The organism is Actinoplanes solisilvae (assembly GCF_003999975.1).
Lineage (GTDB): Bacteria > Actinomycetota > Actinomycetes > Mycobacteriales > Micromonosporaceae > Actinoplanes > Actinoplanes solisilvae.
The window spans coordinates 96,318-119,753 of sequence record NZ_RJAC01000011.1; the positions used below are offsets into that span (position 1 = coordinate 96,318).

24 protein-coding genes are annotated in these 23,436 nt (G+C 70.7%); 20 read left to right on the forward strand and 4 right to left on the reverse strand.

Annotation, left to right across the window (positions count from 1 at the left end; translation table 11 throughout):
* Window positions 1-3: 3 nt before the first annotated feature.
* The 15 genes from EER30_RS25735 to EER30_RS25805 all read left to right on the forward strand — a co-directional run bounded on the left by EER30_RS25735 (window position 4) and on the right by EER30_RS25805 (window position 16,251).
* The gene (locus tag EER30_RS25735; RefSeq protein ID WP_127503167.1) at window positions 4-825 is read left to right on the forward strand and encodes an SDR family oxidoreductase; all 822 of its coding nucleotides are present in this window, start codon (window positions 4-6) and stop codon (window positions 823-825) included.
* A gap of 10 nt (window positions 826-835) precedes the next feature.
* Entirely contained in the window at window positions 836-1,324 is a 489-nt protein-coding gene (locus EER30_RS25740; RefSeq protein WP_127503168.1) for a GyrI-like domain-containing protein, read from the forward strand.
* A gap of 86 nt (window positions 1,325-1,410) precedes the next feature.
* Window positions 1,411-2,115, forward strand: a complete 705-nt coding sequence (locus EER30_RS25745; RefSeq protein WP_240670300.1) for a hypothetical protein — start codon at window positions 1,411-1,413, stop codon at window positions 2,113-2,115.
* 73 nt (window positions 2,116-2,188) lie between these two features.
* Window positions 2,189-2,407 (forward strand): hypothetical protein, encoded by a 219-nt coding sequence (locus EER30_RS25750; protein WP_127503169.1) that lies wholly within the window; start codon window positions 2,189-2,191, stop codon window positions 2,405-2,407.
* Window positions 2,408-2,493: 86 nt separating this feature from the next.
* A complete protein-coding gene (locus EER30_RS25755) occupies window positions 2,494-4,125 on the forward strand; it encodes a replication-associated recombination protein A (protein WP_127503170.1) in 1,632 nt (543 codons plus the stop codon).
* Window positions 4,122-7,457, forward strand: a complete 3,336-nt coding sequence (locus EER30_RS49615; RefSeq protein ID WP_284699713.1) for a hypothetical protein — start codon at window positions 4,122-4,124, stop codon at window positions 7,455-7,457. Before EER30_RS25755 ends, EER30_RS49615 begins: the two co-directional genes overlap by 4 nt.
* Before the next feature lie 75 nt (window positions 7,458-7,532).
* Window positions 7,533-7,985 (forward strand): DUF948 domain-containing protein, encoded by a 453-nt coding sequence (locus EER30_RS25765; protein ID WP_127503171.1) that lies wholly within the window; start codon window positions 7,533-7,535, stop codon window positions 7,983-7,985.
* 19 nt (window positions 7,986-8,004) lie between these two features.
* A complete protein-coding gene (locus EER30_RS25770) occupies window positions 8,005-8,277 on the forward strand; it encodes a hypothetical protein (protein ID WP_127503172.1) in 273 nt (90 codons plus the stop codon).
* Complete coding sequence (gene alaS / locus EER30_RS25775) at window positions 8,274-10,958, forward strand: alanine--tRNA ligase (RefSeq protein ID WP_127503173.1); 2,685 nt, start codon at window positions 8,274-8,276, stop codon at window positions 10,956-10,958. The genes EER30_RS25770 and alaS overlap by 4 nt, the downstream gene beginning before the upstream one ends.
* A gap of 61 nt (window positions 10,959-11,019) precedes the next feature.
* On the forward strand, window positions 11,020-11,478 hold the full coding sequence (gene ruvX, locus EER30_RS25780; protein WP_127503174.1) for a Holliday junction resolvase RuvX: 459 nt from the start codon (window positions 11,020-11,022) through the stop codon (window positions 11,476-11,478).
* Window positions 11,475-12,668, forward strand: coding sequence for an endolytic transglycosylase MltG (mltG, locus tag EER30_RS25785; RefSeq protein ID WP_127503175.1), 1,194 nt, complete (start codon window positions 11,475-11,477; stop codon window positions 12,666-12,668). The genes ruvX and mltG overlap by 4 nt, the downstream gene beginning before the upstream one ends.
* Before the next feature lie 10 nt (window positions 12,669-12,678).
* Window positions 12,679-13,509, forward strand: coding sequence for a shikimate dehydrogenase (locus EER30_RS25790; protein ID WP_127503176.1), 831 nt, complete (start codon window positions 12,679-12,681; stop codon window positions 13,507-13,509).
* 57 nt (window positions 13,510-13,566) lie between these two features.
* Entirely contained in the window at window positions 13,567-14,745 is a 1,179-nt protein-coding gene (gene aroC / locus EER30_RS25795; protein WP_127503177.1) for a chorismate synthase, read from the forward strand.
* Complete coding sequence (locus tag EER30_RS25800) at window positions 14,745-15,248, forward strand: shikimate kinase (protein ID WP_127503178.1); 504 nt, start codon at window positions 14,745-14,747, stop codon at window positions 15,246-15,248. The genes aroC and EER30_RS25800 overlap by 1 nt, the downstream gene beginning before the upstream one ends.
* Before the next feature lie 46 nt (window positions 15,249-15,294).
* A complete protein-coding gene (locus tag EER30_RS25805) occupies window positions 15,295-16,251 on the forward strand; it encodes an NADP-dependent oxidoreductase (protein WP_127503179.1) in 957 nt (318 codons plus the stop codon).
* On the opposite strand, the gene EER30_RS25810 is transcribed toward EER30_RS25805, so the two are convergent.
* Window positions 16,236-16,919: a Clp protease N-terminal domain-containing protein gene (locus EER30_RS25810; RefSeq protein WP_127503180.1), complete on the reverse strand. Its 684-nt coding sequence runs from the start codon at window positions 16,917-16,919 to the stop codon at window positions 16,236-16,238. The genes EER30_RS25805 and EER30_RS25810 overlap by 16 nt on opposite strands.
* A gap of 108 nt (window positions 16,920-17,027) precedes the next feature.
* Here EER30_RS25810 and aroB point away from each other — a divergent pair, with 108 nt between their 5' ends.
* From aroB to nusB, 4 genes are read left to right on the forward strand one after another with little or no spacing between them, the layout of a single operon-like run.
* Window positions 17,028-18,089, forward strand: a complete 1,062-nt coding sequence (gene aroB, locus EER30_RS25815; RefSeq protein WP_127503181.1) for a 3-dehydroquinate synthase — start codon at window positions 17,028-17,030, stop codon at window positions 18,087-18,089.
* Window positions 18,086-18,574 carry a type II 3-dehydroquinate dehydratase gene (gene aroQ / locus EER30_RS25820; RefSeq protein WP_127503182.1) on the forward strand — a complete coding sequence of 163 codons (489 nt, stop codon included), beginning with the start codon at window positions 18,086-18,088 and terminating at the stop codon, window positions 18,572-18,574. Before aroB ends, aroQ begins: the two co-directional genes overlap by 4 nt.
* Window positions 18,575-18,580: 6 nt before the next feature.
* Entirely contained in the window at window positions 18,581-19,138 is a 558-nt protein-coding gene (gene efp / locus EER30_RS25825) for an elongation factor P (protein WP_127503183.1), read from the forward strand.
* 25 nt (window positions 19,139-19,163) lie between these two features.
* Window positions 19,164-19,574, forward strand: coding sequence for a transcription antitermination factor NusB (gene nusB / locus EER30_RS25830; RefSeq protein ID WP_205650423.1), 411 nt, complete (start codon window positions 19,164-19,166; stop codon window positions 19,572-19,574).
* 516 nt (window positions 19,575-20,090) lie between these two features.
* On the opposite strand, the gene EER30_RS25835 is transcribed toward nusB, so the two are convergent.
* Both EER30_RS25835 and EER30_RS25840 read right to left on the reverse strand, forming a co-directional pair.
* A complete protein-coding gene (locus EER30_RS25835; protein ID WP_127503185.1) occupies window positions 20,091-20,585 on the reverse strand; it encodes a GNAT family N-acetyltransferase in 495 nt (164 codons plus the stop codon).
* Window positions 20,586-20,645: 60 nt separating this feature from the next.
* Window positions 20,646-21,536 carry a hypothetical protein gene (locus tag EER30_RS25840; protein ID WP_127503186.1) on the reverse strand — a complete coding sequence of 297 codons (891 nt, stop codon included), beginning with the start codon at window positions 21,534-21,536 and terminating at the stop codon, window positions 20,646-20,648.
* Window positions 21,537-21,867: 331 nt separating this feature from the next.
* On the opposite strand from EER30_RS25840, the gene EER30_RS25845 reads away from it, so the two are divergent.
* Window positions 21,868-22,359 (forward strand): NUDIX domain-containing protein, encoded by a 492-nt coding sequence (locus EER30_RS25845; protein ID WP_127503187.1) that lies wholly within the window; start codon window positions 21,868-21,870, stop codon window positions 22,357-22,359.
* Window positions 22,360-22,772: 413 nt separating this feature from the next.
* Here the strand turns inward: EER30_RS25845 and bldD are convergent, their stop codons facing one another.
* Window positions 22,773-23,261, reverse strand: a complete 489-nt coding sequence (gene bldD / locus EER30_RS25850; protein ID WP_020517563.1) for a transcriptional regulator BldD — start codon at window positions 23,259-23,261, stop codon at window positions 22,773-22,775.
* Window positions 23,262-23,436 lie beyond the last annotated feature (175 nt).

The following is a 23,436-nucleotide window of genomic DNA, read 5'->3' on the forward strand; positions in this document are numbered from 1 at the left end:
TACATGAGCACTCTCGTCGTCGGCGCGTCCGGTTTCCTCGGTTCCGTAGTGGCTCGCCGGGCGGCGGCCACCGACCACGCGGTGGTGGGAACGGCCACCACCGCGGCCGGTGGGTGGGTGCCGGTGGACATCACCGATCGCAAAGCCGTGCGGGCGCTCATCTCCGCCGTGCGGCCCAAGCTCGTCATCAACAGCAGCGGCGCGCCGTGGACGGGGTCGCGGCCCGCCGAGGACTGGCGGATCACGGCGGACGGAGCGGCCATTGTGGCCGCCGAGGCCGCCGCCGTCGGTGCCCGGCTCGTGCACGTCTCGTCCGACGCCCTGCACGCCGGGCGCCCGTCGCCGTACACGGAGGACGATCCGCCCACGCCGGTCTCCCTCTACGGCGCGGCCAAGGCGGCGGCCGAGACGGCGGTCGCGGCGGTCGACCCGTCCGCGGTCATCGTGCGGACGTCGCTGATCTACGGCGACGGCGCGAGCAAGCAAGAGACCCTCGTCCGCGACCTGATCGAGCGCCGCCGCTCCGGTCAGATGTTCACCGACGAGATCCGCTGCCCGATCCACGTCGACGACCTCGCGGCCGCCCTGCTCGAACTGGCCGACTCCCGGTTCGCGGGCCTGCTCAACGTGGCCGGGCCCGAGGCGGTCTCGCGAGCCGAGTTCGGCCACCTGATCGCCCGCGCCCAGGGCCTCGACCCGTCGGCACTGCCGGTCGGGCTCAGCACCGAGGGCGGCCTCGGTCCGCGCCCGCTCGACGTGCGGCTCGACACGTCCCTCGCCCGTACGGTGCTGCGCGTCCGGTTGCGTCCCGTCTCGGACATGTGAGACTGGGCTCGTGGAGCCGACCATCACCGAGCTGGGCGAGCAGGCGTACGTGGGCCGGCGCGAGTCGATCACGATGACCCAGTTCGCGCGGGTGGCCGACCACCTGCCGACCATGTTCGCGCGGCTCGGCGAGCGCGGGGTGACCGTGGCCGGCGCGCCGTTCTTCCGCTACCGGGTGATTGACATGTCCGCCGACCTGGTCGTCGAGGCCGGCATCCCGATCACCGAACGGGTCGACGTGGCCGCGCCCATGTTCGTCGAGACACTGCCGGCCGGCCGCTACGTGACGATCACCCACAACGGGCACCCCGACGAGCTGATGGCGGTCACCGCCCGGCTGCTCGACTGGGCGCAGGACCACGGCCTGGCCTTCGACATGCAGCCCACCCCGACCGGCGAGGTGTGGGGCTGCCGCCTCGAGGTGCTGATGACCAACCCGGCCGAACAGCCCGACATGCACAGGTGGCGCACCGACCTCTTCCTCCGCCTGGCCGACTGATTCGTTCCGCGCCTTGTTCGTTCCGCGCCTTATCGGTTCCGCCCCTATTGGTTCCGCGCGACCGGTCCGGCGACGATGATGGGCCGGTGAGCAGGGGAGAGAACGAGCTCGAGCGGCTGACCGAGGACGTGCTCCAGCCGGCGTGGCGGCGCCGTACCCAGGACGAGCGTCGCTGGCCGGTGTCGCTCGCGGTCGTCGTGATCATCGCGTTGCAGGTGACCCTGCCCGAAGGGCTCACGCTCGGCCCGCGCTGGCTGCTGCCGGCCATCGAGGTGGCGATGGTGGCGGCGTTGGTCGCGGCCGACCCGGTGCGCATCCGGCGCGACACCCCGAGGTTGCGGATGCTCGCCCTCGCCCTGATCGCGGTGGCCAGCCTCGGCAACGCCTGGTCGGTGGCGATGCTCGTCCGTCAGATCCTGACCGGGCGCGAGACGGGCACGGCAGCCGAGCTGATCATGGTCGGTGGCGCGGTCTACCTGCTCAACATCCTGTCCTTCGCGATCTGGTTCTGGGAGCTCGACCGCGGTGGACCGGCCCGGCGCGCCAGCGGCACCGACCCGTACCCGGACTTCCTATTCCCGCCGATGACCACGCCCGAGCTGGCCCCCAAGGACTGGGAGCCGTACTTCCTCGACTATCTCTACGTCGCGTTCACCAACGCGACCGCGTTCAGCCCGACCGACACCCTGCCGATGTCGCGCTGGGCCAAAGCGGCGATGGGCCTCGAATCGGCCATCGCGCTGCTGATCGCCATCCTCCTGATCGCGAAGGCGGTCAATTCGCTCGGGTGACAGTGGAGTTTGGACGGCACCGTGACCGGGGTAAATGCCGTGACAGAGCTCTCACCCCCCGGAGGAAAATAAAATGCTCGCTATCGCCGCCGCCGTCGTTTTCGGAGTCTGGCTGCTCCTCGACCTGTTCGACACCAACCTGGGCGCCCCCGACCTGTTCAACTTCTCCACGATGGCCTCGCTCGGGCTGCTGCTCCTCGCGCTCTACCTCGCGGGCGTCGGCAGCGGACCGCGCACCGGCGGCACCGGCTCGGGCCGCCGCTTCTACGGCCGCCGCCCCGGCCGCGGTTGATTCCCGTCCCCACCCCAGGCCCCCTTCCCGGTCCGCCGGCACGTGCATTTCGGGCACGTACCGGCGGGCCGGTACTGTTTCCCCCGATGGAACTGGACGGGCTCTTCTCCCTCAACCAGCCGGGCGCCACGCCGGCCGCGGGACCGGCCGGCGGCTTCTCGGCCCCGGCCGCCGACGCCCCTCTGCCGGTGCGCATGCGACCCGCCTCGCTCGACGAGCTCGTCGGGCAGGAACACCTGCTCGCGCCGGGTGCGCCGCTGCGCCAGCTCGTCACCGGCAGCAGCCCCATGTCGGTGATCCTCTGGGGCCCGCCCGGCACCGGCAAGACCACGATCGCCCACCTCGTCGCCGGCGCGACCAATCGCAAGTTCGTCGCCATGTCGGCGCTGTCGGCCGGGGTCAAGGACGTGCGCGCGGTGATCGACACGGCCCGCCGCGAGCGCCGCGCCGGTGGTCCGCCCACGGTCCTGTTCATCGACGAGGTCCACCGCTTCAGCAAGACCCAGCAAGACTCGCTGCTCGCCGCCGTCGAGGACCGCACGGTCACGTTGCTCGCCGCGACAACCGAGAACCCCTACTTCTCGGTCATCTCGCCCCTGCTGTCGCGCTGCGTGCTGCTGACCCTGCAGGCGCTCGACGACGACGACGTCCGCGGCCTCGTGCGCCGCGCGGTCACCGACGAGCGCGGGCTGGGCGGCGAGGTCACGCTCTCGACCGAGGCCGAGGAGCATCTCGTACGGCTGGCGTCCGGCGACGTCCGCAAGGCGCTGACCGCCCTCGAAGCCGCCGCGGGCTCGGCCGTCGCCCAGGGCGTCAAAGAGATCGACCTCGCCACCGCGGAGAAGGCGGTCGACGTCGCCGCCGTGCGCTACGACCGCGACGGCGACGCCCACTACGACGTGATCAGCGCGTTCATCAAGAGCATGCGCGGCAGCGACCCCGACGCGGCCCTGCACTGGCTAGCCCGCATGCTGGTGGCCGGCGAGGACCCGCGGTTCATCGCCCGGCGCATCGTCATCTTCGCCAGCGAGGACGTCGGCATGGCCGACCCGCAGGCGCTCCTGGTGGCGACGGCCGCGGCCCAGGCCGTACAGAACGTGGGTCTGCCCGAGGCCGGTCTCAACCTGGCCCAGGCCGTGGTCCACATGGCCACCGCCCCCAAGTCGAACAGCGTGACGACGGCGATCGGCGCGGCCATGGCCGACGTGCGGGCCGGGCGCGGCGGGGCGGTCCCGTCGGCGCTGCGCGACGCGCACTATCCGGGCGCGCGGGGGCTCGGGCACGGTCGTGGTTATCGCTATCCGCACGACGACCCCCGAGGGGTGGTCACCCAGCAATATCTGCCCGACGATCTGGCCGAGACGGAGTATTACCAGCCGACCGACCACGGTGCCGAACGCGCGATCGGGGAACGGGTGCCCCGGCTGCGGCGCATCGTGCGTGGCCGCCCGGCCACACCGCGTGCGGGGGACGCCCCACCGGCCCCGGCCGGCCGACCTGCGGAAAAGATCACACCGGAACCGCCCGCGACCCCCATCGCGGCTGATCCGGTGGGGGAACGACCCGCATCGACGGGCGCCGTTCCGGAGTCGGCCACTCCTGATGGGAGCGTGGTCACAGCCGGGACTGGTAGCCTCCCCGATCCGGGCCCGTCCGCCCCGGCCGGGACGGACCAGGCAGACGACAGCGGCTCCGCCGCCGGAGAGGAACAGCCGTGACCCCGCGCGGTGCCGACCAGCCCGACGACGACGCTGACCTGCGCGATGTCGGCGGCGGACGGAAGGGTCGCCGGTTCGGCCGCGGACGCCCGGCGGAACCGGCCGAGCCCGAGGTCATCGGTCAGGAAGAGACCGGCTGGCTCGACGACCTGCGCACGGCCAAGGAACGACGCTCGGCGATCGGCCCGGGGACGCTGGCCGGCGAGACCCAGTACAGCAAATCGGGCCGGGTCGCGCCCGGGCCCGACGATGCTCCCGACGACAATCTTCCGCCGCTCGGCGCCGACCCCGGAAGCGGATGGCAGGGCGCCAGCGGCGAGTTCCCGGCCGGTGGGCAGCAGGAACACTCCGGGCCGATCCCGGGACAGGCACCTGGGCCGGGGTCGCGCGGGCAGGTTTCGGGCGGTCGACCCGTGCCGGGTCAGGCCCCGCCCGGACGGGCCGGGGTCCCGCCTCAGGGCATGCCGCCTCAGGGCATGCCGCCTCAGGGCATGCCGCCTCAGGGCATGCCGCCTCAGGGCATGCCGCCGCAAGGCGTTCCCCCGCGCGGCATGCCCCCGCAGGGTCGTCCTCCGCAGGGTGCCGGCCAGGCCGGTGTGCCCCCGCAGAACTTTCCGCAGCGAGGCGGGCCCCCACAGGGTGGCCCTCAGCAGGGTGGCCCACAGCAGGGTGGCCCTCAGCAGGGTGGCCCCCAGCACGGCGGCCCCCAGCACGGCGGGCCTCAATACGGTGCGCCCCCACAGGGTGGGCCTCAGCAGGGCGGGCCTCAGCGTGGCGTTCCGCCGCAGGCGGCCGGGCGAGCAGGCCCCGGCGGCGCGCCCGGGCAGACCTACGGCGCGCCCCCGCGGCGTGGCACCGACCTCGGTGACGTCGACGGCATGCACTCGGGGCCGATCGTGCCGGTCACGGGCAACGCGCCCGAAGTTCCCGGCCGGCCGGTGTCCCCGGCCTCGCGCCCGACTTCGCCGGGCGGCCCGACCCGCGGCCGCGACCGGTTCCGGGCCGACGGCCCGCCTCAGGGCGGCGCCGGGCGTCCGGTGTCCGGGCCGGGCTTCGGGGGAGCGGGAGCCGGGCGGCCGGTCTCCGGCGTGCCCGGTGAATACGGTTCCGCCGGCGCCGGACGACCCGTGTCCGGTGCACCGGGTCCGGGCTTCCCCGGCAGCGGTCCGGGCTTCGCGGGCCCCGGCGAGAGCACCGGCCGGCACGGCCGGGGCGACGACGCGGGCGCTGGGCGGCACGGCCGCGCACCGGACGAGAGCACGGGCCGGCACGGCTCGCCCGAGCCGGAGCCGCAGGGCCAGGGCCGCAGTCGGCGCGGCGCCGCGCCCGCTCCGGGCATGCCGCCGCAGGGTCCGGGCGAAACGGGCGGCACCAGTCAGAACGTAGGCCGCCCGGACGGGCCGGCCGGCGGCCCGGGAGCTCCGGGCCGCGGTGGACGCGGGTCGGGCGGACCCGGCATCTCCGGCCACACGGGCAGCGTTCCCGTGATCGCGCCCGGCACCGGCACGACGGCCCGGGCCGCGGCCGTGGTCCCGCCGGTTGTGCCGGGGCGCGAGGGCGTCCGGGCTCCGGCCGTGCCCGGCCGGGCCGGCGCGATGGCCGGACAGAACTCGGGCGTGGTCCCGCGGCCGGGCGAGGGCTCCGGCCGGGTCGCCCCGCGCGGCGGCAAGGCGCAGGTCCCGGGTCAGCCGGGCGGGCCGGGGCAACCGACGCCGGGCCAGCCGCCTCGCTCAGGCCAGCCGGGCCCAGGTCAGCCGGGCCAGCCGCCCCGCTCAGGCCAGCCGGGCCCAGGTCAGCCGGGCCAGCCGCCCCGCCCAGGACAGCAGAGCCCGGGTCAGCCGGGACCGGGTCAGCCGCAGGGACGAGGTCAGCAGAGGCCGGCCCTGCCCGCAGGGCCAGGACCGCAGCCCTCGCAGGCCCGGGGTGGCCGCGCCGGGACGGCTGCCGTTCCCTCGGGACCCCCCGGATCGCCGGTCGGACCGGTTTCACCCGGTCAGTCCGGTCAGCCGCCGGGTGTTTACGGTCAGCCGCCGCAGGCTCCAGGCGAATATGGCCGATCGCCGCAGGCGCCGGGGGAGTACGGGCAGCTTTCGCGGGCCCAGGGTGTGCCCGGCGCGACCCGCGACGAGCCCGGCCATGACGAGTACGACCAGCTTTCGCTTGCCCAGAACGTGCCCGGGCCGCAGCGGGACCCGGACGATTCCGGTCGCATCCCGACGGCTCAGCCGCCGGCCGGTCGGGGTGCCCGTGGGCGGGGCCCGAACGGTCCCGGCGGGCCGGCCGGTGGGCCTCCGAGCGGCGCCCGGGGCGCTGCCGGTGCGGCCACGGTCGGTGGCGCCACCGGTGCCGCGGCTGTCGGCGGAGCAGCCGTGCGCGGCCCGGCCACCGGTGCCGCCTCGGTCGGCGCCGCGCCGGTGGGGCCGCCTGGTGGCGCGGCCGGGTCAGCCTCGGTCGGTGCGGCGTCGGTCGCCATGCCGGGTGCCGCGACCGGGGCCGCGAAGGTGGGGTCGGCCCCGGTCGGGGCGGCCAAGGTCGGCGCCGCGCGCGTCGGAGCCGCCGCGCCGCCGCCGGGCGCACGCCCCGCGCTGCCCGCGCGAGCCGCTGTCGACGCGGGCGCCGGTGCTGAAGGCGTACCCCGTTTGGGTGAAGAACGCGGTGGCAACGACGAGGAGGCGCCTGCCGGGTTGCGGGGGCAGTTGCGCAGTCAGCGGAAGCTCCGCGTGGTGACCTTGGTCTCGCTCGCCGTCGTCGTGCTCGTGGTGCTGCCCGCGTTCTTCGGGTTGCGGGCGGCCGGCAACGACCCGGTCTTCAGCTCTCTCAACTCGCTCGAGGTGCCGTCGTGGGCCGAGCAGAAGGTCGACGACCAGAGCAGCGGCAGCCGATGGTGTTTCTTCGACTGCACGTTCCGGGAGCGCACCGCCGAGTCGGAGAAGCCGTTCAAGGAGACGACCGCCGCCTACACGTCGGCCCTGACCGCGGCCGGCTGGGAGCCGTGGAAGGTCGTCGACTGCCCCGAGTTCGAGACCGACAAGCAGAAGGGCACGTACACCTGCTTCAAACGCGACGAGTTCACACTGGACCTCGTCGTGGGCCCGCCGCCGTGCGAGGTCGACCAGGTCGCGGCCAACGATCCCTCGGTCGGGGGTGCGACGGCCCCGCCGGTGAAGCCCGCGGGCGAGTGCGTCGGGTCGAGCGTCAGCATCAAGGTGCAGACCGCGATCGCCGACACTCGGGGCCAGCCGCAGGAGGAGGAGAACCCGCTCGTCGGGGTGACGCCCGACCCGGTGATCACCGATGATCCGCTCCTGGAGCCGACACCCTCGCCGTCGTGACGCGGGCCGAGGTCACGGACGGTAGGGTCTGCACGTTGCCCCGCCAACCGTGACCTTGTAAGGGAGACGCGCCTGATGGACGCCGGAGAAATCGCAGGCCTGATCGCGGCGGGCGCCTTTCTGATGCTCGTGCTGGTGCTCGCCGTGCCGATCCTCAAGCTGGGCCGCACCGTCGACGCCGCCACCCGGGCGATCAACGACCTGACCGACCGCACCGGCCCGCTGCTCGGTGACGTGAACGACACCGTGCGGGGCGTCAACGCCACGCTGGGCCAGGTGCAGGTCTCTTTGGACGGTGTGAACGTGCAGCTCGCCAAGGTCGACACGATCACCGAGCACGCCGCGCACGTCACCGCGAACGTGGCCAACCTCTCCACCGTCGTCGCCGCCGCGGCCGCCAATCCGTTGGTCAAGGTGGCCTCGTTCGGCTACGGCCTGCGCAAGACCGTGCAGGCCCGCCGCACGGCCGAGGAGACCCGTGAGGTCCGCGAGACCCTGAAGCAGCGCCGTAAGGCCGCCCGCCGCTAATCAGAAGGGAACCACCGCCATGAAGCGCCTGCTCTGGCTGGGCGTCGGCCTCGCCGTCGGCGCCATCGTCGTTCGCAAGCTCACCCAGAAGGCGAACGAGTTCACTCCGACCGGCATCGCCACCTCGCTGTCGCAATCCGCTGGCGGTCTGGTCGAGTCGGTGCGTAGCTTCGTGGACGACGTTCGCGAAGCCGCGGCGGAGCGCGAGGAACAGATCAACAAAGCGTTCGCCGAGGGTGAGCTCTACGTGGATGAGGACAGCGGCCAGGACGGCCAGGAGGGGAACCGATGAAGACGGCGGAGATCAAGCGGCGCTATCTGGCGCATTTCGAGGCCAACGGGCACACGGTCGTGCCGAGCGCCCCGCTGCCGGCCATCGACGACCCGAACCTGTTGTTCATCAACGCCGGCATGGTGCAGTTCGTGCCCTATTTCCTGGGCCAGCGCACCCCGGCGTTCAAGCGGGCGGTCAGCGTGCAGAAATGCATCCGCACCCCCGACATCGACGAGGTCGGCAAGACGTCGCGGCACGGCACGTTCTTCCAGATGAACGGCAACTTCTCGTTCGGTGACTACTTCAAGGAAGGCGCGATCAAGCTCGCCTGGGAGCTGGTCACCAAGCCGCAGTCCGAGGGTGGTTACGGCCTCGACCCCGAGCGCATCTGGCCGACCGTCTATCAGACCGACGACGAGGCGTACGCGTTCTGGAAGGCGATCGGCGTGCCCGAGGCGCGCATCGTGCGCCGCGACGAGAAGGACAACTTCTGGTCGATGGGCATCCCCGGCCCGGCCGGCCCGTGCTCCGAGATCTTCTACGACCGCGGCCCGGAATACGGTCGTGAGGGTGGTCCGGCGGTCGACGAGGACCGCTACATGGAGATCTGGAACCTGGTCTTCATGCAGTACGACATCGCCGACGTGAAGTCGAAGACCGACTTCCGCATCGTGTCGGACCTGCCGAACAAGAACATCGACACCGGCATGGGCCTCGAGCGCGTCGCCTCGGTGCTGCAGGGCGTCGACAACCTGTACGAGATCGACGAGGTCCGCCCGATCCTGGCCCGCGCGGCCGAGATGACCGGCAAGGTCTACGGCGCGCACTCGGGTCACGTCGCCGGCGAGAGCCACCCTGACGACGTACGTCTTCGGGTGATCGCCGACCACGTGCGCACCGCGCTGATGCTGATCGGCGACGGGGTCACGCCGTCGAACGAGGGCCGGGGTTACGTGCTGCGGCGCATCATGCGCCGCGCGATCCGGTCGATCCGTCTGCTGGGCTGGCAGGCGCCGGCGCTGCCCGAGCTGCTGCCGGTGGCGCGCGACTGCATGGCGCCGTCGTATCCCGAGCTCGAGAAAGAGTTCGGCCGCATCTCCGACTACGCCTACGCGGAAGAGGACTCGTTCCTGTCCACGCTGCGCGCGGGCACGACGATCCTGGACACGGCGATCACCGACACGCGCGCCAAGGGTGGGAAGGCGCTCAGCGGCGACCAGGCGTTCCAGCTGCACGACACGTACGGCTTCCCGATCGACCTGACCCTCGAGATCGCGCAGGAGCAGGGCCTCGAGGTCGACCAGGACGGTTTCCGTCGTCTGATGGCCGACCAGCGGGCCCGGGCGAAGGCGGACGCGGCGGCGCGCAAGACGGGTCACGCCGACCTCAGCGCGTACCGGAACGCTCTTGATCTGGGTGGGCCGGTGGAGTTCACCGGTTACCAGGAGGTCACGCGGGAATCGCGGGTGCGGGCGCTGATCGGTGGCGGCGGCGCGGTCGAGGTGGCCGGCGAGGGTGACTTCGTCGAGCTGGTTCTCGACACCACGCCGTTCTATGCCGAGGGTGGTGGCCAGCAGGCCGACACCGGCGTGATCAAGGTGGGCGCCGGGCAGCTCGAGATCGTCGACGTGCAGCAGCCGCTGCCGGGGCTGATCGTGCACAAGGCGCGGGTGATCCGCGGCGAGGTGCGTACGGGCGAGTCGGCCGAGGCCGAGATCGACGTGACCCGGCGCAAGGCGATCTCGCGCTCGCACACGGCGACCCACCTGATCCACCAGACGATGCGCGCGTTCCTGGGCGAGTCGGCGACCCAGGCCGGCTCGTTGAACGCCCCGGGCCGGCTGCGGTTCGACTTCAACACACCGGGGGCCGTCTCGCCCGCGGTGCTCAACGACGTCGAGCAGCAGGTGAACGAGGTGCTGCTGCGTGACCTCGAAGTGCACGCGTTCATCACCTCCCAGGAGGAAGCGCGCCGCCTCGGTGCGATGGCGCTGTTCGGTGAGAAGTACGGCGACGAGGTCCGGGTGGTTGAGGTCGGCGACTACGCGCGTGAACTTTGTGGCGGCACCCACGTGGCCCGCTCGGGTCAGCTCGGCCTCGTGAAGATCCTCAACGAGTCGTCGATCGGTTCGGGCGTACGCCGTGTCGAGGCGCTCGTGGGCATCGACGCGTTCGGTTTCCTGGCCAAGGAGCACCTGCTGGTCTCGCGTCTGGCCGAAATGTTCCGGGTGCCGGGCGATCAGGTCGCCGAGCGGGTCGAGCAGACGGTCACCGCGCTGCGCGACGCCGAGAAGGAGCTCGAGAAGATGCGCGCCCAGATGGTGCTGGGCGGTGCCGGAACCCTGGCCGCGCAGGCCAAGGATCTGCGCGGCGTCGCGTTCGTCGGCACCGAGGCTCCGGAGGGGGCTGCGGGCAACGACGTGCGTACGCTGGCGCAGGAGATCCGCGGCAAGATCGACGCGGCGCGTCCCGCGGTCGTCGCGGTGGCGGCCCGGGCGAACGGCAAGGCGTCGCTGATCGTCGCGCTCAACGGGGCGGCGAAGGCCCGCGGGCTCTCCGCGGCCGATCTGGTCAAGGGCGCCCTTTCCGGACGGGGCGGCGGCAACGCCGATCTGGCCCAGGGCGGCGGCCTGCCGGCCGACCAGGTGCCGGTTCTGTTGGCGGCGGTGGAAAAGTCGGTGAACGACGCCGCTGTGTGACCGCCTTAAGTCCGCTTTAAGGGCGGTGCTCAGGGCCAGTTGGACTACGGAGGGTGGTCAGGTGAGCGCTTTGTCGCGGGGTAGGCGACTGGGCGTCGATGTCGGTAAGGTGCGCGTCGGGGTCGCGATCAGCGACCCTGACGGGATCCTGGCCACCCCCCTGGTCACGGTCGCCCGTGACATGGGTGCGGCAGATGATGCCGTGCCCGGCGATATAGCTGAGCTCGTCCGCCTCGTGGGGGAACACGAGGTGGTGCAGATCGTGGTGGGGCTCCCCGTTCGCCTGAACGGGGCCGAGGGGCCCGCCGCCATCGACATCCGTGCGTACGTCGCGCGACTGACCGCCGCGATCGGCGCGGTTCCGGTCGTTCTCACGGACGAACGGATGTCGACCGTGGTCGCAACCCGTAGGCTGGCCGAGCGTGGCGTCCGAGGGAAGCGCCAACGGGCGGTCGTCGACCAGGCGGCCGCTGTGGAGATCCTGCAGAGCTGGCTGGACGCGCAGCGGAGGCAGAGATGATCGACGAGCTGGACCTGGCGTTCGATGAGCACGCCGACAAGACGAAACCCAGGCACCGCCGCGGTCGTGGCGGCAAGAAGAGCACGGGTAAGTCCGGCATCGCCTTTGTCATGGCATTCGTCCTGCTCGCCGCTTTGGGCGGCGGTGTCTACTTCGGCTACAACAAGGTCAAAGACTTCTTCACGGCCGCCGACTACGACGGCGCCGGTGGCGACCCGGTGCAGGTCACGATCGAGAAGAACGCCACGCTGACCACTATCGGCAACACCCTGGTCGACGCCGACGTGGTCAAGAGCACCAAAGCCTTCGTGAACGCGGCGGATGAGAACCCCAAGGGCAAGAACATCCAGTCCGGCACGTACAACCTGAAGAAGCAGATGTCGGCCCAGAACGCCGTGACGCTGCTGCTCGACCCCAAGGCGCGCGTCACCCGCGGTGTCACCATCCGCGAGGGCCTGACCATGATGCAGACCTTCGATCTGCTCTCCAAGGGCACCAAGATCCCGTACGACGATTTCGTCGAGGCGGCCAAGAAGCCCGAAGAGCTGGGCGTGGCGTCGTTCTGGTTCAACCGGCGCGACGGCAAGCCGGCCCGCAAGTCGATCGAGGGCTTCCTCTTCCCGGACACGTACGAGTTCGACCCCAAGCTCGACGCCAAGGGTGTCCTCTCGGTCATGGTCGAGAAGTTCAACGCCACGGTCGAGGAGCTCGGCCTGGTCGACACCGTGCAGAAGAACCTCTCGATCTCGCCGTTCGAGGCGCTGATCGTGGCGTCGCTGGCCCAGGCCGAGGCCGGCGTGCCCAAGGACCTTCCGAAGATCGCCCGGGTCGCCTACAACCGTGCCTACGTCCAGAAGCCCCAGATGCCGTTGCAGTTCGACGTCACCGCGAACTACTGGCTGCAGCTCAAGGGCGGCGCGGCCAAGCACTCGGGTCAGCTCTCCAAGGCCGAGCTGAACGACCCGAAGAACCCGTACAACTCGGTGTCTCAGACCGGTCTGACGCCCGGCCCGATCGACAGCCCCGGCAAGGCCGCGCTGCAGGGCGCCATGACCCCGGCGACCGGCCCGTGGCTGTTCTTCGTGGCCGTCGACAAGGACGGCAACTCGGCCTTCGCGGTCACCGACGCCGAGCACGAGAAGAACATCGACAAGGCATGCGCCAACGGCATCAAGCTGCAGTGCGACTAATCTGGTCGACGTGGTTCCATCCCGTCGCGCCGCGGTCTGCGGCAAGCCGATCGCGCACTCGCTGTCGCCGGTGATTCACAACGCCGGCTACGCCGCGGCGGGACTCTCCGGCTGGGTGTACTCGTCCTTCGAGTGCGCCGAGCCGCAGCTGGCCGTCCTCGTCGACGGTCTCGGCCCCGAGTGGGCCGGGCTGTCGCTGACCATGCCGCTCAAGGAAGAGGCTCTGCGGCTGGCTGCGGCGGCGACCCCGGTCGCGGTGGCCACGGGTGCGGCCAACACTCTGGTACGCCGTGACGACGGCACCTGGCAGGCCGACAACACCGATGTCGCCGGCATGGTCCGCGTGCTGCGCGACGCCGGCCTCAAGCCCGCCCCGTCGGTGACCGTGCTCGGCGGTGGCGGCACAGCCCGAGCCGCGCTCGCGGCCGCGGCCCAGCTCGGCGCCTCGGCGGTGACGGTCGTGACCCGCCGCCCGGCCGCGCTGGAGGAGCTCGCGCCCGCCGCGGCCGCCCTCGGCATCACGATGATCGGCACGCCGTGGCCCCGGGCCGCCGAGACGTTCCAGGCCGACGCGGTGATCTCCACGGTGCCCAAGGGCGCGGCCGACACGCTGGCCGGTGAGGTCACCTGGCGTGACGGCACGGTGCTGTTCGACGCCATCTACGACCCGTGGCCCACTCCGCTGGCCGCGAGTGCCGAGGCTCACGGCGTACCGGTGGCCTCTGGCCTTGATCTTCTGCTGGCTCAGGCGCTGAGCCAGTTCGAGCAGTTCACGGGGGTTGTGCCGGCTCCTGAAGAGGCGATGCGGGCCGCTCTGCTCGCCGCCGCGGCCGCCCGCTAGGCGGGACGACGGCGGGGTAGCGGCGGGGCGTCGTCGCGACGTGCCAGACTGTGACCCGTGTTGCGCTGGCTTACCGCAGGTGAATCGCATGGACCGGCGCTCGTCGCGCTGATGGAGGGCGTCCCCGCCGGGGTCGAGGTGACGAGCGAGCAGATCGGGCGTGATCTCGCGCGCCGACGGCTCGGCTACGGCCGCGGCGCCCGCATGAAGTTCGAGCAGGACGTCATCGAGATCATCGGTGGCATCCGGCACGGGCGCACGCTCGGCAGCCCCGTCGCCATCCGGGTGGGCAACTCCGAGTGGCCCAAGTGGGAGACGGTGATGTCGGCCGACCCCGTCTCGGAGGAAGAGCTCGCGTCGCAGGCCCGCAACGCGCCGCTGACCCGCCCGCGCCCCGGCCACGCCGACCTGGCCGGCATGCAGAAGTACGCGCACACCGACGCCCGCCCGATCCTCGAGCGCGCCAGCGCCCGCGAGACCGCCGCCCGCGTCGCCGTGGGTGTCGTCGCCAAGAACCTGATCAAGCAGGCCCTCGGCATCGAGATCGTCTCGCACGTGATCGAACTGGGCTCGGTGGCCGCCAAGACCGGCCTGATCCCGACCCCGGCCGACGCCGAGCGCATCGACGCCGACCCGCTGCGCTGCCTCGACCCCGAGGCGAGCGCGCGCATGGTGGCCGAGGTCGACGCGGCCAAGAGCGACGCCGACACCTTGGGCGGCATCGTCGAGGTGCTGGCGTACGGCGTACCGCCGGGTCTGGGGTCTCATGTGCAGTGGGACCGCAAGCTCGACTCGCGCCTGGCCGCCGCCCTCATGTCGATCCAGTCGGTCAAGGGAGTCGAGATCGGCGACGGCTTCACCCAGGCCCGCTCGCGGGGCTCGGTCGCCCACGACGAGATCATCCCGACCGACGACGGCGTCAAGCGCGTCACCGACCGGGCCGGCGGCCTCGAGGGCGGCATCACGAACGGCGAGCCGCTGCGCGTGCGGGCCGCGCTCAAGCCGATCTCGTCGCTCAACCGGGCGCTGCAGACGATCGACGTGACGACGGGCGAGCCCGCGACCGCGATCAACCAGCGCTCCGACGTGGTAGCCGTGCCGGCCGGGGCGATCGTGGCCGAGGCGATGGTGGCCCTGGTGCTGGCCGAGGCGGCCGTCGAGAAGTTCGGTGGCGACTCGGTCGGCGAGATCCGCCGCAACCTGGCCGGCTACATCGAGAACCTGGTCATCCGCTGATGGCGCCGCGGGCCGTGTTCGTGGGCGCCCCGGGCGCTGGCAAGTCGACGATCGGCGCGCTCGTCGCCGAGCAGTTGGGCGTCCCGTTCGTCGACGCCGACGCGATCATCGAGGAGCGGGCGGGCAAGCCCATCCCCGAGATCTTCATCGACGACGGCGAGGACGCCTTCCGCGCCCTCGAACGTTCGGTGATCGCCTCGGCTCTGGAAGACTGCGACGGGGTGCTGGCCCTCGGCGGCGGCGCGATCCTGAACGAGGGCACCCGCGCGCTGCTGGCGAAGCACACGGTCGTCTACCTGTCGGTCGAGCTGAGCGACGCCGTGAAGCGCGTCGGGCTGGGCGCCGGCCGCCCGCTGCTGGCGATCAACCCCCGCGCGACCCTGAAATACCTGCTCGACCAGCGGCGGCCCCTCTACCTCGAGGTGGCCACCCACACGGTCAAGACCGACGGCCGTGAACCCTCGTCCGTCGCGGCGGAGGCCGCCGGTCTGCTGCAGGTGTGACCGACGAGACGGCCTTGCCTCGCGTGGCGCTGGGCAAGAGTTCGGCATGACACGAGCGGTTCGATTCGATCAGTACGGTGACGTGGACGTTCTCCGCGTCGAAGAGGTGGAACGTCCCACCCCCGCCGGTGACCAGGTCCTCGTCGAGGTGGTCGCGGCCGGCATCAACCCCGGCGAGATCTCCATCCGCACGGGTGCCTACCAGGACATCTGGCCGGCGACGTTCCCGTCCGGGCAGGGCAGCGACTTCGCCGGCCGCGTGCTGGAGGTCGGCACGTCGGTCACCGAGTTCGCGGTCGGCGACGAGGTGCTCGGCTGGTCCGACTGGCGATCGTCGCAGGCCGAACACGTGGTGGTCCCGGCCGACCACCTCACCCGCAAGCCGCTGGCGCTCGACTGGGCGCGGGCCGGTGCGCTGTTCGTCGCGGGCGTGACCGCGTACGCCTCGGTGCGCGCGGTGCAGCCGGCCAGGGGCGAGACCGTCGTCGTGAGCGGCGCGGCCGGCGGTGTCGGCGGCCTGACGGCGCAGCTCGCCCGCAACGCCGGAGCACACGTCATCGGCGTGGCCTCGGAGGAGAACGCGACCTGGCTGCGCAGCATCGGGGTCACGCCGGTCACCTACGGCGACGGGCTGGCCGACCGGCTGCGGAAGGCCGCCCCGTCACACATCGACGCCTTCATGGACACGCACGGCGGAGGCTATGTCGATCTCGCCCTCGAGCTGGAGGTCGACCCGGCCCGGGTGAACACGATCATCGACTACGCCGCCGCCGAGAAGGCCGGGGTGAAGACCGAGGGCAGCTCGACGGCCAGCGACGCCGAGATCCTCGGCTTCCTCGCCGGGGAGCTGGCCTGGGGACGGCTCGTCCTGCCGGTCGCCGCGATCTATCCGCTGGACGCGGTGCGCGACGCCTACACCGAGCTGGCCGCCGGCCACACCCGCGGCAAGATCGTGCTGGCCACCGAACTGCCCGCCAATGCCGGCCGTCAGCCCGCGAGCTGACGTTCCAGCCGTTCGACCCGTTGAATGAGCTGGGCCAGCAGCGGGTTGCCGCCCCCGGCGGTCGCTCTCAGGTGGGCGTAACCGGCGACCGCCGCGGTGACCGCGCGGCGGACTGCCTTGCCGTCGGCGCCCCGCTCGCGCAGCAGCGTTCCGGCAATGCCGTCGGGCTCGGCGGCCAGCCCGATGACCAGGTGCTCGCAGCCGACGTAGTTGTGGCCCAGACCGATCGCCTCGCCTACGGTCAGCTCCATCGCCGCGGCGGCCGGCGCGCTGAACCGCAGCGCGTCGGTCGCGACGGCCGGTTCGTCGTCCTCGGGCACGCTCAGCACGTCGGGGTCGACCTCCATCGCCGCGAGCACCTGCCGGCCCAGGTTCTGCCGTTCGTTGACCAGGCCGTAGAGCAGATCGCCGGTGGTGACCGTGGTGGCGTCGCGCCGTTTGGCCCGGTCGGCGGCGATGGTCAGCACCTCGAGCAGGCGGGCGGTGAAGCCGGGCAGTCGCTCAGCGAGGGCTGCGGGGTCGAGGTCGGAGAGCACGGCCTGGCGGATCGCCGTCATGCGGCGCAGCGCCTGCTCGAGCGCGCGCTGGCAGATGGGGGAGACGGGCAGACCCGATTCGCGTACGGCCTCGGCCAGCTCGTCGGGCAGATACACGTTGATTTTCGGCATGGTTCATTCATAACCCCTCATGGGGTTAGAAGATATAACCCCATCCGTACGTTGGAACGTGGCCGCCGGGGTTACACGTGTCCACGCCGCCGCCGATAGGGTTTCGCCGTGGTGACACGAATTCAGGTGAGCGGTGACCGTCCGTACGACGTGCTCGTCGGGCGTGACCTCGCGGTCTCGCTGCCCTCGCTGATCTCCGGAGCGTCCCGGGCGGCCGTGCTGTTCGCCGCGCCGCTGCGAGCGCAGGCCTTGCTGGTTGCCGAGGCGGCCAGCGTTCCCGCGGTGATGATCGAGGTGCCCGACGCCGAGAAGGGCAAGTCGGTCGAGGTCGCCGCCCGCTGCTGGGACGAACTGGGCGCCCAGAACTTCACCCGTACGGACGTCGTGATCGGCGTCGGCGGCGGCGCGGTCACCGACCTGGCCGGCTACGTGGCCGCGAGCTGGCTGCGCGGCGTGCGGTGGGTGCCCGTCTCGACGTCGCTGCTCGGCATGGTCGACGCGGCCGTCGGCGGCAAGACCGGCGTGAACATCGCCGCCGGCAAGAACCTCGTGGGCGCCTTCCACCCGCCGGCCGGAGTGCTCTGCGACCTCGGCTCACTGCGCACCCTGCCCGCCGAAGACCTGGTCGCCGGGCTGGCCGAGGTGGTCAAGTGCGGCTTCATCGCCGACCCCACGATCCTCGACCTGATCGAGAACGACCCCGACGCCGCCACCGACCCCGACGCGCCCGTGCTGCGCGAACTGGTCGAGCGGGCCATCCGGGTCAAGGCCGAGGTGGTCGGCGTCGACCTCAAGGAATCGGGCCTGCGCGAGATCCTCAACTACGGCCACACCCTCGGCCACGCGATCGAGAAGCGCGAAAAATACACCTGGAAACACGGGCACGCGGTCTCGGTCGGGCTGATCTTCGCGGCGGCCCTGGCCCGGCTCGCGGGGCGGCTCGACGAAGCGACCGCCGCGCGGCACCGTTCAGTGCTCGACGCGCTCGGTCTTCCCACACGTTACGACGCCGAGGCCTGGCCCGCGCTGCTCAGCGCCATGCGGGTCGACAAGAAGACCCGGGCGGCCACACTGCGGTTCGTCGTGCTCGACGGTCTGGCCAAACCCGGCATCCTGGCCGGACCCGACGAAGAACTGCTGGAACAGGCGTACGCGGAGGTGGCGGAATGATCTTTGTGCTGAACGGGCCGAACCTGGGCCGCCTGGGCACCCGCGAACCGGAGATCTACGGCACCACCACATACGCCGACCTCGCCCGGCTGTGCCACGTGGCCGCCACCCACCTCGGGCTCGAGATCGACGTACGCCAGACCGACTCGGAAGCCGAAATGCTGGCCTGGCTGCACGAAGCGGCCGACCTCGGCGTCGACGTCGTGCTCAACCCGGCCGCGTGGAGCCACTACAACATCGCGATCCGGGACGCGGCGGCCATGCTGCGCGGACGCCTCGTCGAGGTACACATCACCAACATCCACACCCGCGAGGAATTCCGGCATCATTCGGTCATCTCGGCCGTCGCCACCGGCGTGATCGCCGGACTGGGCGTCGATGGCTACCGCCTGGCCCTCGAGCATCTGGCCCGATTCGCCGCGCAGGCCCCGACGTCGGTAAACTCGGTCGGTCACCCACAGCTTTCACACGATCAAGGGCATTAGGAAAACATGGCTTCCACGAACGACCTGAAGAACGGCCTGGTGCTCAACCTCGACGGCGGGCTCTGGTCCGTCGTGGAGTTCCAGCACGTCAAGCCGGGTAAGGGTGGCGCGTTCGTGCGCACCACGCTGAAGAACGTGCTCTCCGGCAAGGTCGTCGACAAGACCTTCAACGCCGGCACCAAGGTCGACACGGCCACGGTCGACAAGCGCACGATGCAGTACCTCTACCAGGACGGCGAAGACTTCGTCTTCATGGACCTCGACACGTTCGAGCAGATCACCGTCCCCGGCGCCACCGTCGGCGAAAACGCCAACTACATGCTGCCCGAGGCCGAGGCCACGGTCGCCACCCACGAAGGCGTCCCGCTCTACATCGAGCTGCCGACCAGCGTCTTCCTCGAGGTCACCTACACCGAACCCGGCCTGCAGGGCGACCGCTCCACCGGCGGCACCAAACCCGCCACGGTCGAGACCGGCGCCACGGTCAACGTGCCGCTCTTCATCACCACCGGCGAGAAGATCAAGGTCGACACGCGCGACGGCCGTTACCTCGGTCGTTCCTGACATGGCCGAAGGTCCCAAAACGCAGATGCCGGCGCGCCGGAAGGCGCGCAAAAGGGCGCTGGACGTGCTCTACGAGGCCGACCTGCGAGACCTGCCGCCCCGGCAGGTGCTGGCGACCTACCTGGAGCGCATCGCCAAGCCACGACCCGACCACCTCGACTACACGGTCAGCCTGGTCGAGGGAATCGCCGAACACCTGGACCGGATCGACGAACTGATCGCGTCGTATGCCGAAGGGTGGACTATCGACCGCATGCCTGTGGTGGATCGGAACCTGGCGCGTATTGCGGTGTTCGAGCTGCTGTATGTGCCTGAGATCGATGACCCGGTGGCTATCACCGAGGCTGTTGAGCTTGCCAAGCAGATGTCTACGGATGACAGCCCTCGGTTCCTTAACGGGATTCTTGGGCGGATTGCTGAGTTCGCTACTCGCTGAGGGATCCTTTGAAGCTCCGATCGCGCTGTTGGGTGGTCGGGGCTTCTTTGTGTTCCGTCGGCTCTCTTACGGTTGACGGGGGGAGTCAGTGACGGCCATGGGAGGGGTCACCGGGCTCTGGTTGCATGGCATAGCTGGGGGATCACCTGACAGGACGTAGATCGGCTTCCGCGCTGTGGTTCACCTGAGGAAGCACGTCACCCGGGCCGGCCATCGTTGTGGTCAAGGGAACATTGCTTGCCGCTTGCGGTTCGGGCGCTGCGCGCCCTCCTGCCAGGCGCGGTCTACACCATTACAGGCCAGGTGGGGTAAGGGGTGGCATGCGGTCGGGGGGAAAGACAAGGAGGGCCGTTCGCGCAGCTGGCTCCTTATGGCTGTAGCACCGTGGGGGTGGCTCGCGGGTGATCGCGTGAGCTCTGCTCTGGTCGGTGGCGCGAGGAGACCCCCAACCTGGCCTTTTGGGTCTCCGAGCGCTCGGCCGGGGGTTTGGGGGCGGAGCCACCAAGGTCTTGTCTTTTACAGTGGCTGGTAATAGCGGACCAAAGGGAAAGCTACGAAGCCGGCCTTCTCGTACGCGGCACGGGCTGCGGCGTGGCCGGGGTCGCCTCCGGTGGAGACGCTGGCCAGGGTGAAGCCGGCGGCGCGCATGTGTTCCAGGGCGAACTCGATGAGGATGTTGGCTATGCCTCGGCGCTGAGCATCCGGGTCCACGGCGGTCATTTCGATCTCGCCGCTGTTGGGCTCGGCGTGGGTGGCGTCGTGGTGGGCTACGGCTATGAAGCCGAGGATGCGGTCGTTCTCGTCGGCTACCCAGGTGGTGGCGGCTAATTCGCGGCAGGTGTCCTCTACGGCCTGGGCCTGGATGTGGCGCCAGTCGGGGTAGAGGTGGTCGTAGACGCGGCGGCCCAGCACCTGCTCGAACGACGCGAAGACCGGTGTCCAGGCCCGCAGCGAGAGCTCGACCACGGCGGGAATGTCGTCCTCGGCTAGCGGGCGAATCGCAATCGACATGCCAGCCAGCCTGCCAGAGTGTGCGCCGGATCAATGCCGCTTCCGTGCGGGCGCGGTCGGTCAGGCACGGGTCAGTGCGGAGGTGGGGAACCTTTGGATGGTGCACTCCATGACGAGCTCTGGTTGTACGTCGACCGTGCCGTCGTCGCCCACGAAGACGACGAAGAAGTGCCAGTCGGGATCGAAGAGATGTGGGCCGGGCACCAGGTCGGGGGTCAGCTTGACCCGGTCGCCGGGGCCGAGGCGGGCTTCGCGGGGCTGTGACCGGGCGACGTTCCGGATCAGATCCAGAACTCGCTGGTCGCGGTCATAGTGCACGAAGCTCCCGGCCTCGGCGAAGAACTCGCAGGCTTCAGCTCGACTTAAACCGGTGAGCGCGGCCACGGCATCTGGTACGAGGGCGGCGGTGCGGGAAGCGCCGACCTGTTCGGCCAGGATGCTGATGAACGTTCCGAGCCACTGATGGGCGGCGGACGACGGAGCCGAGAGACCCACCTCGGCCGCGATCTCGTCGGACATGCGGTGGAGCAGTTTTTCGACGTGCTGGTCATCGCTCGCGAGCGCACGAATCATGTCCAGGAATTCGACCGGCTGTCCCGGGTTCATGCCATGCAGATGGTCCAGCGTCTCCGGCGTGAAGACGACGGTCTCGCCGGTGTTGAGCTGTGCCGCCAGCGCTTTGATCAAGCGGTCGACGACGGACTTTGTCACGCGCTCATCTGCCACCGGCGGAGCGTACCGACGACCACCGACATGATCAGTCGCCGTCGCCGTCGCCGTCGCCGTCGCCGTCGCCGTCGCCGCGGACCTGGACGATTTGCCGCGCGTTGGCGACTTTGTGCGTTGGCGGCTGTGCGTACTGGTGGCCCGCGCTTTGGCGGTGGCCCACACCGCGACGCATGGCGAGGCGCGCGCCACATCGTGCCTGAAGAGTCGTGCGCGTTTGTCCACGAACAGGCGTCCCCCGCGCACGCCGACGGGCCACACACCCGCTAGCTGACCCGCCCGCCCGGGGTGGCGGTGACACTACGCCCTCCCGCAACTGTCAGGGAGTTATCCACAGGCTGCGGTTCGGCCGAAAGGCTTTCCGGGGTCTGTCGTGCCTGTCGATCAGCGCGTCCCGGACCTGTTCGAACCGCCTCTCCCGTGGCCGGCCGCGTGCTGCGTGCCGTCGCGGCTGGGTGGCCCCAGCGTCGCGACGGTGCGGTCCGGTGTTGCGACTGAGTGGCTTGGCGTCGCGTGGCGAGCAGAGTTGGGCGTCGATGGGTTTTAGGGTGGCGCGATGAAACGGTATGCGCGGCGGACCGGGCGAGTGATCGTTTTGGACGGTTGGGATCGGGTTCTGTTGATGCGGTTTGCGGTGGTTTCTGGGGAAGGGGAAGGGTTCGCTTGGCTCACGCCGGGTGGGGGAGTGCGGTGGTGGGAGAGGGCCAAGGCGGCGGCTGCCCGGGAGGTGGGGGAGGAGGTCGGGCTCGCGGTGAAGGCCAGTGGTCTGCGGGCGGTGGCGTTCACCAGTGGGCAGGCTGATCTCGGGTTTGCCGCGGGGCTGTTCCGGGATGACTTCTTTGTGTGCCGGGTCGCGGGGCACGTTGTTGATACGCGGCGGCACACGGAGTTGGAGAAGAGGAATTTCGCGGAGGCCAGGTGGTGGTCGGTGGACGAGCTTCTGGCCACTGAGGACGTCGTTTATCCGTACGGATTGGGTGAGCTGGTCGGCGCGATCGTAAAGGGGGATTTGCCGGAAGCGCCGGTCGAATTGCCTTGGCATCTGTGAGACGCGATGCGTTCTTGCGATCACGCATTGTGCGAAAAACGGCGGGGGCGGCGATCTTTCGACGGGGGGCGCCACAAGCAGTGATGTCGACCATCAGGGGCCGGAGAGGGGGCCGGGGTGAGGCCGGGGTGAGGGCGGGTGCAGACGGGCAGCGGGCGTGGAGAGGCCGGGCCGGTCGGGCGCTGCGGCCACGCGCGGCAGGTCGTCGCCGGTGCCGTGAGTGCTGCCGCTGTGCGGTTGTGAGCGGCGACGTGGCGTACGGGGAAACGAAAAAGCCCGCGACTGAGCGCGGGCTTTTCGGGTCTCGGGACACGCGCCTGTAAGTCGAGAGCCGGCGCGGTCGGCGGGGGTGGGGGATGTAGCCGGTGGGGACCGGCGTTGTGGCTGTTCAGGACTCCCGGGGGAGCGCTTTCTCAGCTGGCGAAGAAAGCGCGCGGGTCGGCGACCAGGACGCCCTGCTCGGTCAGGCGCTCGATCAGGCCCGACGGCGAGATGTCGTAGACGATGGCCAGCGCCCGCAGGTCGTCGGCCCGGATGGACAGGACGCGGCCGTTGTAGTCGCCGCGCTGCTGCTGGATGGCCCGGGCGTAACGCGCCACATAGGCGAGATCCTCGCCGGTGGTGTCGTACAGCTTCTCGAGGTCCAGCACGATCTTGTTGGTGGCCTCGAGCCGGACACCGCTGCCGTCGGGCAGCAGCTCCGAGACGGGCACACGGTAGAAGTCAGCCAGTTCGGCGAGGCGCGAGACGGTCACGGCACGGTCGCCGCGCTCGTACGAACCCACCACGACGGCCTTCCACCGGCCGTTCGACTTCTCTTCAACACCCTGCAGGGACAGGCCCTGCTGCTGCCGGATGGAGCGCAGGCGCGCGCCCAGCGACTTGGCGTACTCAGACGGCATTCGGAACACTCCCACTGTGCTGGCCCGGAGGGTTCCCCTCCGCGATCGCTACGCAGCGTGACGGTACGGAGTTTGCGACTTCCGGTCAAGTGTCGGTTACCGATGAGTCGTGCTGCCCTAGGAGGACTTGGCGACGGTCTGTCTGAAATATCCAGCGTCCGTCAGTGTTCTCGCG